Origin of the sequence: Cerasicoccus frondis (assembly GCA_031296915.1) — a bacterium.
GTDB lineage: Bacteria > Verrucomicrobiota > Verrucomicrobiia > Opitutales > Cerasicoccaceae > Cerasicoccus > Cerasicoccus frondis.
Window position 1 is genome coordinate 51638 of sequence record JAVDPC010000035.1, and the last position, 10290, is coordinate 61927.

At 54.4% G+C, this 10290-nt stretch carries 8 protein-coding genes; 6 read left to right on the forward strand and 2 right to left on the reverse strand.

Annotation, left to right across the window (positions count from 1 at the left end; all coding sequences use genetic code 11):
* Positions 1-53: 53 nt before the first annotated feature.
* From RBB63_RS20610 to RBB63_RS20625, 4 genes are all read left to right on the forward strand, one after another.
* Complete coding sequence (locus RBB63_RS20610; protein ID WP_309387085.1) at positions 54-1367, forward strand: NCS2 family permease; 1314 nt, start codon at positions 54-56, stop codon at positions 1365-1367.
* 125 nt (positions 1368-1492) lie between these two features.
* The gene (locus tag RBB63_RS20615) at positions 1493-2194 is read left to right on the forward strand and encodes a LysM peptidoglycan-binding domain-containing protein (RefSeq protein WP_309387086.1); all 702 of its coding nucleotides are present in this window, start codon (positions 1493-1495) and stop codon (positions 2192-2194) included.
* A gap of 107 nt (positions 2195-2301) precedes the next feature.
* Complete coding sequence (locus tag RBB63_RS20620; protein WP_309387087.1) at positions 2302-2448, forward strand: hypothetical protein; 147 nt, start codon at positions 2302-2304, stop codon at positions 2446-2448.
* A 140-nt stretch (positions 2449-2588) separates the two neighbouring features.
* A complete protein-coding gene (locus tag RBB63_RS20625; RefSeq protein ID WP_309387088.1) occupies positions 2589-4184 on the forward strand; it encodes a Na/Pi cotransporter family protein in 1596 nt (531 codons plus the stop codon).
* A gap of 51 nt (positions 4185-4235) precedes the next feature.
* Here RBB63_RS20625 and RBB63_RS20630 read toward each other — a convergent pair whose 3' ends face one another.
* On the reverse strand, positions 4236-5843 hold the full coding sequence (locus RBB63_RS20630) for a flagellar hook protein FlgE (RefSeq protein WP_309387089.1): 1608 nt from the start codon (positions 5841-5843) through the stop codon (positions 4236-4238).
* Between the two features lie 317 nt (positions 5844-6160).
* Positions 6161-6832 carry a phytanoyl-CoA dioxygenase family protein gene (locus tag RBB63_RS20635; RefSeq protein ID WP_309387090.1) on the reverse strand — a complete coding sequence of 224 codons (672 nt, stop codon included), beginning with the start codon at positions 6830-6832 and terminating at the stop codon, positions 6161-6163.
* Positions 6833-7366: 534 nt separating this feature from the next.
* Between RBB63_RS20635 and RBB63_RS20640 the strand changes: the two genes are divergently transcribed.
* A complete protein-coding gene (locus tag RBB63_RS20640) occupies positions 7367-8629 on the forward strand; it encodes a 6-phosphofructokinase (RefSeq protein WP_309387091.1) in 1263 nt (420 codons plus the stop codon).
* A 162-nt stretch (positions 8630-8791) separates the two neighbouring features.
* Entirely contained in the window at positions 8792-10111 is a 1320-nt protein-coding gene (locus RBB63_RS20645) for a hypothetical protein (RefSeq protein WP_309387092.1), read from the forward strand.
* The last annotated feature ends 179 nt before the right edge of the window (positions 10112-10290 follow it).

A 10290-nucleotide genomic window follows, 5' to 3' on the forward strand; every position in this document is an offset into this window, starting at 1 on the left:
GCCAACGCCGTAAAAGCCTGTCAAAAAGGCGCAACTTCTGCACACACATCATCATGCTGGAACGCTGCTTTAAACTACAAACCCACGGTACGACCGCAGGCCGCGAATGCCTGGCCGGGCTCACCACCTTTGCGGCGATGGCTTACATCCTCGTGGTCAACCCGAGCATCCTGTCGCAAGGCACTGGCATGGATCAGGCGGGGCTGATCAGCGTCACCGCACTGGCGGCCGCACTGGGCTGCTTTTTCATGGCGGCGCTGACGAATTATCCCATCGCCCAGGCGCCCGGCATGGGCCTCAACAGCTACTTTGCCAGCGTCGTCGTCGTTGGCATGGGCGTTCCATGGGAAGGCGCGCTGGCCATGGTCTTTTGGAACGGCGTCATCTTCCTCCTGCTCTCAATTTCCGGCGTGCGCAAGGCGATCATCCGCTCGCTGCCAGCTTGCCTTCAGGTGGGCATCCAGTGCGGCATCGGATTTTTCATCGCGTTCATCGGTCTGACGAATGCCAAGGTGATCGTCGACAACCCCTTCACCCTCGTCAGCGAAGGCAATTTGCTAACCGCCGCCCCGCTCATGGCGCTTGGTGGATTGCTCATCATGACCGCGCTGACCGTCCGGAAAATTCCGGGCGCGATCATCATGACTGTGCTTGGACTAACGGTTCTAGGCTTATTTCTTCATGACGGTGACAACGCAATCACTCAGCAGCCCGATGGCTTTTTTGGGCTGCCCGCCAGTATGAAGCAGACCTTTCTGGCGCTCGATTGGCTTTACCCGTTTAAGGAATGGAAAACCGCCTTGCCGATCATTGCGACCTTACTGATCCTGGACTTGTTCGATTCGCTGGGAACGCTCATCGCTGTCGGGCGTCAAAGTGGCCTGATGGATGATAAAGGCGAAATGCCCAAGCTCAACCGCGCCCTCACCGCCGATGCACTCGCAACCACCTTCGGGGCCCTGCTGGGCACCTCAACCACAACGGCTTACATCGAATCGGCAACCGGCGTCGAGGCAGGCGGACGCACCGGATTAACCTCTCTCGTCGTCGGCTGCTGCTTTCTCCTAGCGCTCTTCTTCACGCCCATCCTCACGATTGTCCCCGGCGCAGCGACTGCGCCAGCGCTCATCATGGTCGGCTTATTCATGGCGCAGGGCCTGAAAGAGATCGATTATCGTAACCTGCTCGAAGTCGCCCCCGCCATCCTCACTGCGTTGCTTATTCCGCTGAGTTTCAGCATCACGCATGGCATTATGGCAGGCATTATCTTTTACGTTCTGCTGATGACGCTCGCAGGACGGGCCAAGGAAGTCACCATCGGAGCCTGGATCATTGCTGCCGTTTTTGTCGGGTTCGCGTTCATTTAAGTCGATACGAATTTCTCAAAAGGAGCCGAAATCAGCGCACTTCAGCTGAAAAATCGGTTAAAGCCCCAGAGAAATGGCACATGCAGCTTGATTTGGCCGCAAAGGCTGCTCTACGTTTAGGGGATATGTCAGTTGACTCCGACCTTTCGTCCTTTGACACCAGTTCCTCCCCCGGGGGGGGCGGCATGATTGCACCGCTACTGGTTGGCTTTGCCGGCGTGCTCCTGGGCGGAGCTGCATTGTATTTCAGCCTCACCGGCGCGGGCGCGACTGATGACGCTCAAAGCAACCTCAAGCAAATGACCGCCAAGGCCGAGGGTCTGGAAACCCGCCTGGCCGATCTCGAAACCAAGTACAACGAACAGGCAAGCCAACTGGCCGACGCCGAGCAGAAGCTTGAGCAGTTGACCAATGACGCCAATGGCGCATTCAAAAAGGTCGGCATCGAGATCACGAAAAACCGAGATATGATCGACGTCTCCGCAGACAAGCTTTCCGAGCTGATTGACTCGCTTAACCGCAGTGGACGCCCCGCCGCCAGCGCTCCGGCTTCCACCGGGATCAACACTGGGCCAGCCGCCCCTGCGGCTCCAACGGCGTCAACTCCGCAGGAGCGACTGCCCGTCGCCACCACCAGCCAGGAAGACACCACCTCCCTGCCCCTGGCCAGCCCCGAAACCCGCACACACACCATCCGTTCGGGCGACACCTTTACCAAGCTCAGCGACCAGTATAATGTGTCCGTGGCGGCTATCCTCGCAGCCAATCCCAACGTGGACCCACGACGACTGGCGGTCGGTCAAAAAATCCAGATTCCTGTCGAGTAAGACGACGCTGGACAGTAAACAAAAAGCCAGCCATTAGCCCGTCTACTGATCATCCGGGCAAGTTGCCAATAGCTGAAATCTGGCTAGTGTACATTATGAACCCCGACATGCACTTTTCGCATGATGACCGCCGGGAGCATAACACCTACGAGGACGGCATGGAACTGTCAGCGAAAGATAAAATGACTTTGCTGCTGATCATTACCGGACTCGGATTACTGATGGTGCTGACGGTCATCGGCATTGGTTTTTAAGTGGTTGTGCAGCGTCCCCCCGCGCTGAACCAGTGGAGGCCGCCCGGCTCAGTATGGACGGGCGGCCCGAAGTATAAATGCCGTAAGAAACCTGCTTAAAGTGCTGGCTTCTAGGAGGATAATGCCCCAGATTCGCGCGCATGTCGTCGCTGATCGGGTCCATGCTAGCTGGCCTGGGGCTGTTTTTCTTCGGAACCGCCCTGCTCGACCGTCATCTGCGGGCGCTCGCCGGGCGGCGGTTGCGCGACATCTTTGCCGGGCTCACGGATAACCCCGTCAAAGCCGGTTGGTGGGGCTTTTGCATCGGCGCCATTGCCCAAACGGCGTCCGCCGTCACCTACCTGACGATCAGCATGGTGAACACCGGGCTCCTGCCGGCCCGCCGCGCGCTGACCGCGCTCAATTGGTCCAACCCCGGCACCTGCGTGCTGATTTTCTTCCTCACGCTGCCATTGAATGTCTTCACCGCTTATGTCGTCGGCATTGCGGGCATTCTTTACGCATTTCAGCAGCCGCGCCACGCGCGCGATGCGGTGGGCTTTGTTTTTGGGATCAGCCTCCTGTTCTTCGGGCTATTCCTCATGCAGTCGACCGGCGAGCAGCTTTACCACCACGATTGGTTTCACGAGATCATGTCCCACGCCCACGGGCAATACCTGCTCGTATTCCTCGTGGCCACAGCACTCACGGTAGTTGCGCAATCCGGCAACGCCGTGGTGCTGGTGACGATTGTCCTCGCGCAATCCGCGCTACTGGGCGAAGACGAGGCCGTCATCGCGATCTATGGCGTCAACCTCGGCGCCACGCTAATCACCCACATTCTCACACTCCGCCTGAAGGGCACCGCCAAGCAAATGGCCATGTTTCAGGTCTACTATGGTTGGATCGGCACAGCGGTGCTGGCGCCGTTGTTTTTCATCGAGGTCTGGGGTGGCGCTCCACTCGTTCTGAGCCTCTTGCGGCAGCTGAATTTCCCCCTCGCGCAGGAGCTCGCGCTGGTCAACCTGCTCTGGTGTCTCGTGGCCAGCGGCGTCACGCTTCTGCTGGAAGGACGCTTGGAGAAATTCCTCCTTCGCAAATACCCGCCTGAGTCCAACGAAGCCGAGGACCGTCCGCGGTATTTGTATCCACGCTGCGAAGAAGACCCAACGGCATGCCTGGACCTGATTGCCCAGGAGCACCGTCGCCTGGCTGGTCGACTGGGGCGCTATTTCCGCCTGCCGGCTGGCCCCAACGGCAATGCGCCGGAAACCGCCCTCACCCAGCACCGCAACTTCGAAAAAGTAGCCGAGGAAGTTTCCCAGGTGCTCCACGCCCTGATGGACCGCCGCCAGAGCGGCAAGGATGCCGGCGCCCTCGCCCGCGCCCTGGAGCAACACGACCTATTGGGCGCGCTTGAGCGCGAGTTCTTCCAGGTCCTCCCCCGGGCCAAACAGCAGGTGCAAAGCACTGATTCGCTCACACACCGCACTTTGGAAGGCCTCGAAGCAGCCTGGCTGACAATCTACGATGCATTCGTGACACATGACCCGGACGACATCGAAATGGCGCTCCACGTCTCCGCCGATGGCGGCGGCGCGCTCGCCCGCCTCCGGGAAAACTTCCTCGACCCCGACCCTCAATGCTGCCGCGAGGAACAAGGCGCCGCCCTCCATCTACTCGGTGGCTGCGAGCGCCTCGTCTGGCTGGCCAACCGCCTGATCGTCTCCGTGCAGGATCAGGCGCGGGATAAGTAAAAGGGCGTTGTGTCAGTCAGACACCCCCCCCAGCTAAGTTCTAAAATCTCACTAGTCAAACAGACCTGGCGGCACGTTGTCGGTATCATTCGCGTTATCGAGCATTGAGATTAGCGCTTGCGTACTGAGATGGGTAACAAACTGGTATTGACTGTATTCGAACATGTCCGAGGTTGCGGGATATTCTACGATATCGTCACTAATTAAATCAAGATAGGCCACAACGAATTTATAGAGGCTTACTGTCGTGCCGTCGGAGTAGGTTGCGTAGAGGTAATCATTCTCGTCGATGCCAATTTCTGAGAGATTACACGGACCATAGCCATTGACGTTTGCACTGACAACCGTCGGCGCCGTGATCGAGCTCGTTTGGGAAAGGCCGCCAAGAAGATCGTCACCCACATTGTTGGGGGAGGACATGGTATCGGTTCCAAAGTCCAAGCTAATGGTATATGATCCATATTGAACGGACAAATTACTTGTTGCAACACCAGCATCAGTATCCACGAGGTCGATGATGTAGTTGGTGTTGAGCGAACCATTACTGCTGAGCACATCACGATTTGTGTAAAATCCGTTGAGCGAGCCATCTGCATTGAAGTAGGCAAAGATTGCTCCGGTTTCGATGGGGTTTCCAGACTCATCCAGATTGCCGCCAAGGATGAACTTGGCGTCCTCGTCGAGTAGACAAAGCATCCACAAGTCAGACTCGTCTGGAATTTTCGTCAGGCCGATTTCCAAAGATTGCGCACGGCCGTCCTCATCAACGATTTGGCAACTGGCTACGTATTGTGGCTCCTCGAAAATTTCAGTGACTGAAGAGGTGGTGGTGTTATTGAAGACTCCCCATTCACCAAGCACAGAATTGGATTTCACTGAAATGGAGTTCGTTTCCGAAAAAGCTAGTGTTAGCGCGTTCAGATCGGTCGCATAGGCCGATAGTGTCAGCGTATCGTAGACGACCGTAGTATAGCGTCCACGACCGGCATAGGTTCGAATGGTTAAATTGATCTGGATGCCGTCCAGGAGGTCCTGCCATGATGCCAGGCTACGCGCCTCGGAAGAGAAATTGAAGGTTTTCGCAAAAGTGATGCCTTCGTAAAAGACATACAACTTGAGCTGATCGTTTTCGAACCGAAACACCGAATCGCTGGTGATTTCACTGCCCGATTCAGTTTCATCAAAGATCCAGCTGAGTGGCAGGGGATTGGAAACTTCCTGCTCGCTCGGTAGCTGAATTTCAAGAGATGCTTCGGTGGTGACTTCCACCTGTGCATCGAGTGCGGTCTTGAGATTGATCGCCGAGCTTTCGCTAGTAGTGACGCCATCGGGATCTATATAGTATCCGTAAAGAGCGAAGTTATTCGCCGCCAAATAGCCGAACGAATTAAATGCGAATGTGCCGCTTCGCGCGTACTGCTTAGTGCTATCGTCGGCGTGCTCGGAAACAATTAAATAATAACTAGGATTTAGGATTTCAATATCTATTGATTCGAGCTCATAGTCAGCATAGTATTCATCGGTGACGGTTGAGAATGTTGTAGTGTCCGATGGCGGGACGATAATTCCACCTGATTCGGAGGCATAGGCGTATAAGCCTAGCGATAGTAAGAGAGCATTGTAAGCGATGCCCTTCGCTTTAAGAATACTTAGAGTCATTTGAATAGCGGTCTAGGATTAATAAATGGCCTAAATACACCATTTAATTAAGGGTATTCTTTATTTTAATTTCCCTCAATATCAAGTTCAAATGAATCCCTATTGGTTATTTATACTCAATATGAATATAGCCTTAATGAATAGTTATCTATAAATGAATATTGGGTTAATTTTCCCTAAACATAGCGACTTCGTTAGATCGGTTTTGGAAAAATACATAAGCGGCATAGACCTACTGAGATACAATAATCATGCTCCACACCGGTACCGCAGCCCCATTGAGACTTCATCGCTAGTCATTCTCCAAGCGACTACGCTCAGGAGACTGCGCGATGCCATGGCTCCGGAGTTGACCTGCCAGAGTGATAAACCAGATGCAGTACGCGTCGGCGTCTTACCTGCTGCGCCGGAGAGGAAGCATGAAGCAATAATGGTTTCATCAGCAGCGCCTCGCCTTTAGTTGCGACGCAGGTCATCTGACCATGCTGAGCGACGCGGCCATGAATTTCTTTACTCTTGAAGACGCCATGAAGATGACTACCAGGCGCAACTCTCAATGGCCCATTTGAATCGTCACAGTCATCAATGTGCAGCCGTACAGCCAGCAGGTCCTCCAGTATCTCTTGTGGCGGCCGCGCATAGTCGACACCTGCCTTCTTGCAAGCGAGCGTAAAACCATCGCTCGTCACTGGTCTGGCAAATGGAAACATAACGTCCTGATGCCACGTAACTTTCCAGTTAGCAGCCGAAGTCTTATCAAAAGCAATCGCCTGAATTGCGACCGCATTTGCCGAAATCAATCCAGCACCGATCAAGGTATTACAAATCTCCAACGAAATTTCACGTATTTCAGGTAAATCGAGCAAACAGCGCTTACCCGCTGCACCTTGGCTAAAGGCAGCTTCCCCTATTGTCGCAAGTATCGATTGCGCAACTGAGAGGTCGTAAATCTGGAAACCGTCGTCTTGTAGATTCGCTGCATGTGTCATCGGAGATCATCATATTTTCAGCCCTCCACTACCCGTAAACAAGACTTTCCATCAAAATGTTAGCTCCAGTTATTCTGGATCCCCAACCCCTACCGTGTTGTACCTCAAGCCTACTGGTCTTCCTGATGGAAACACGAGGGGTGTTGTGACCAAAGCCTTACGTGGGTTTGGTCGAAGCGTCGGCGACACTCCGCAGAAGCGTCGGCGACGCTTCGGGCTACAGTCGGCGACGCTTGGTCGCGCAGTCGGCGATACTTAAGTTGCCTCGGAGGCGGGCAATAGGCCGACTTATCATGCTGCTATAATGTCAGGAATGCCGATTGAGCGCAAGCCTGGAGCACCGTAAAATCTCCCGAAAGTCAGTTGGAGCGATCCCCGGAAGGCCCTATTTCACGCTGATGCTCACTTTAATCCCAGCTCGTATTCCGTGTTGGAGCAAATTGCGCCAAACTGACGCCGTTTTTTAAGTTGCATCGTTTTTAGGGCGACTCCAATCTCTGCGGTTTTGCTTCAGATCCCGAATCCTTTATAGCTATGTCAGAAGAACTTACCGGCAATGTATTGGTCGCCCAGTCGGGCGGTCCAACCGCAGTCATCAACGCCAGCCTCGCTGGTGTCGTCACCGAGGCGCTCAATCATGGGTGCATCGAGGAAATCTATGGCGGCCTAAACGGCATTCAGGGCATCCTGAACGAAGAGCTGATCGACCTCGCGGAAGAATCCCAGCAAGCCATCCGCGGCCTGCGTTACACGCCGGCTTCGGCCCTCGGCTCCTGCCGCTACAAGATCACCAACGCTGAAGACTACGAGCGCGTGCTGCAGGTCTTCCAGGCGCACAACATCCGCTATTTCTTCTACATCGGCGGCAACGACTCCCAGGACACCGCCAACAAGATTTCCAAGCTCGCCAAGGAAAAGGGTTACGCCCTGCGCGTAATCGGCATTCCTAAGACTGTCGACAACGACCTGCCGATGACTGACCACTGCCCCGGCTATGGCAGCGTAATCAAATACATCGCCACGACCGTGAAGGAAATCGCCCTGGACAATGAAGCCATGGGCAAGCACGACTTTGTGTCCATCGTTGAAGTCATGGGCCGCAACGCTGGCTGGATCACTGCCGGCGCCAGCCTCGCCAAGCGCCGCAACGAAGTGGACGACCCACCTCACCTGATCCTCATGCCAGAAGTGCGCTTCAACCCGGAAGCCTTCATTGCCCGCGTGCAGGAAGTCCTCCGTAAGAGCCCCTACTGCATGGTCGTCGTCGGCGAAGGCCTCACCGACCAGGATGGCAATTACGTCGCCGCCGGAAGCGGCACCGACAGCTTTGGCCACAGCACCTTGGGTGGCGTTGGCGAATACCTGCGCGAGCTCGTTGAGCAAAACCTGAGCAAGGTCCGCGCCCGCTCGCTGAAGCTCGGCTACGCTCAGCGCGCCGCTGGTCACTGCGCTTCGCAGGCCGACAACGACGAAGCCTTCCTGGCTGGCGCCGCTGCCGTCAAGGCCGCCGTCGAGCAAGGCGTGACCGACAAGATGGTCACTCTCGTCCGCACCGAAAGCGACTTCTACGGCTGCGAAACCGGCCTCGCCAACCTGGACGACGTCGCCAACGCCGAGAAGCCCTTCCCGGTCCAGTGGATCAACGAAGACGGCGTGAGCATCAACTTCCAGTTCTTCAAGTACGCCAACCCGCTCATCCAGGGCGAAGTCCAGGTTCCCTACGAAAACGGCACGCCGAAGTATATGTCCTTCACCGGCAACCGCGTCGCCAAGGAATTACCAAACTTCAAGGGCTAAGCTTAAGAACCGGAATCTCATTTTCCTCAAAAGCGCGCATCTCCATAGATGCGCGCTTTTTTGTGGGCGATCCACTTCAGGCAATGTTACGCGCGGGTTAACAATAAGAAACGGAATATTACTTTCATTGCTTACAATCACAATACAAGTTGGGTTAGCAATATGAAAACCCGAATAGTCACTACGTATCTCTGCCTGCAATCCATTACCTTCGCCACGGCCATAAACGACGGCCTAATCCGTTTCGACGACCCACTCACGATCCCCACCGACCAAGGCGTGGAGTTCATCTTCAACGATGTCTACTATCTAGATGAAATAGATGAAGGCAATTATGTCGATGATCCATCCGAGATGTATTTCTTAAGTGACCAACGCGAGATCAAGTGGATATGGGGTCATGACTACGACGACAGCACCGGAGATTTCATCCCACAGATGGTGCTAACCGAAAACGGCGCCCTTGAACTCTACACTCGCGGTGATCCGAACACACCCGCAGTTGTTATTAACGGTAGTGCAAGCGGGGCTAAAAAAGTGCTAACAACAACTTCAGATGATGCATTTGCCATTGAATATGGCGGCAATGCGGAAGCCTCTGGATTAGCAAGTGTGGCGCTTGGGTATTATTCAGAGGCCACTGGCAATTATTCCTTTACTCATGGTAATCGAGTTTACGCAACTGCTCCTTACGCACGAGCCTACGGATATTATTCCTACGCAGAAGGTTCACATTCAACAGCTATCGGTAGTTATACCTATGCCAGAGGAGACGAATCCTTATCCATTGGTGGCACCGCAAATGGAGACAGATCTGTCTCTATTTCAGGCTACACCGACTATAATGCAGAATATTCACTGGCCATTCACACTGCTGTTTACGGTTCCCACTCGCTTGGAATAGCCGACACTTGGGAATTACGTGACGGCGATGACTTAATTTACAATATTCCCTCGGCAGCCTATGGTGATTATGCAGTCATTCTCGGTTCAGGTGTTAAAACCAATAATGACTTCGCCGCAGCGCTTGGTGATCGATCTAGAGCCTGGGGCAAACACTCCTTTGCTTTTGGAAGTGGGAGTGGCTACATCATTGAGGAAGAGGGCCCTGGTGATTCTGTAGGCCACGAAGCAAACGGCGATTACTCCCTGGCTTTTGGCGAAATGAATCTCGTCGACGGTGATCACGCTCATGCGCTCGGGCAAAACCTCACCGCCTCATCCATGCACACGACGGTCATCGGTCGCTACAATTTGAACCTGCAATCAGATGGTGTAACAACCGCCAGCAATCCTGACACCTGGGATAACGCCGACCCGCTCTTTGAGATCGGCAATGGCGATTCGACGACCCCAAGCAACGCTGTAACAGTCTACAAAAGCGGCGATGTAGAAATGAGCGAAAATCTCCATGTCGCAGGCACGATCACCCTTTCAGCAGCAGCTGGTGATATTACCATGGGCGTCTTTGGCGCGCAATAACACTCAAGAATACCTTTTTTAGCCCAAGCGCGCTTCCATTTGGAGGCGCGTTTTTAGCGATAAGATGAAGCCGCCATCCTCCCTTGGCAACTTCTTGTTATTGCTAGTGTGGTGTCAGCGAAGTTCGCTGCATAAATACTGAACCTTACCGAGGATCAGATCTGCGTCCGCTGTCCACT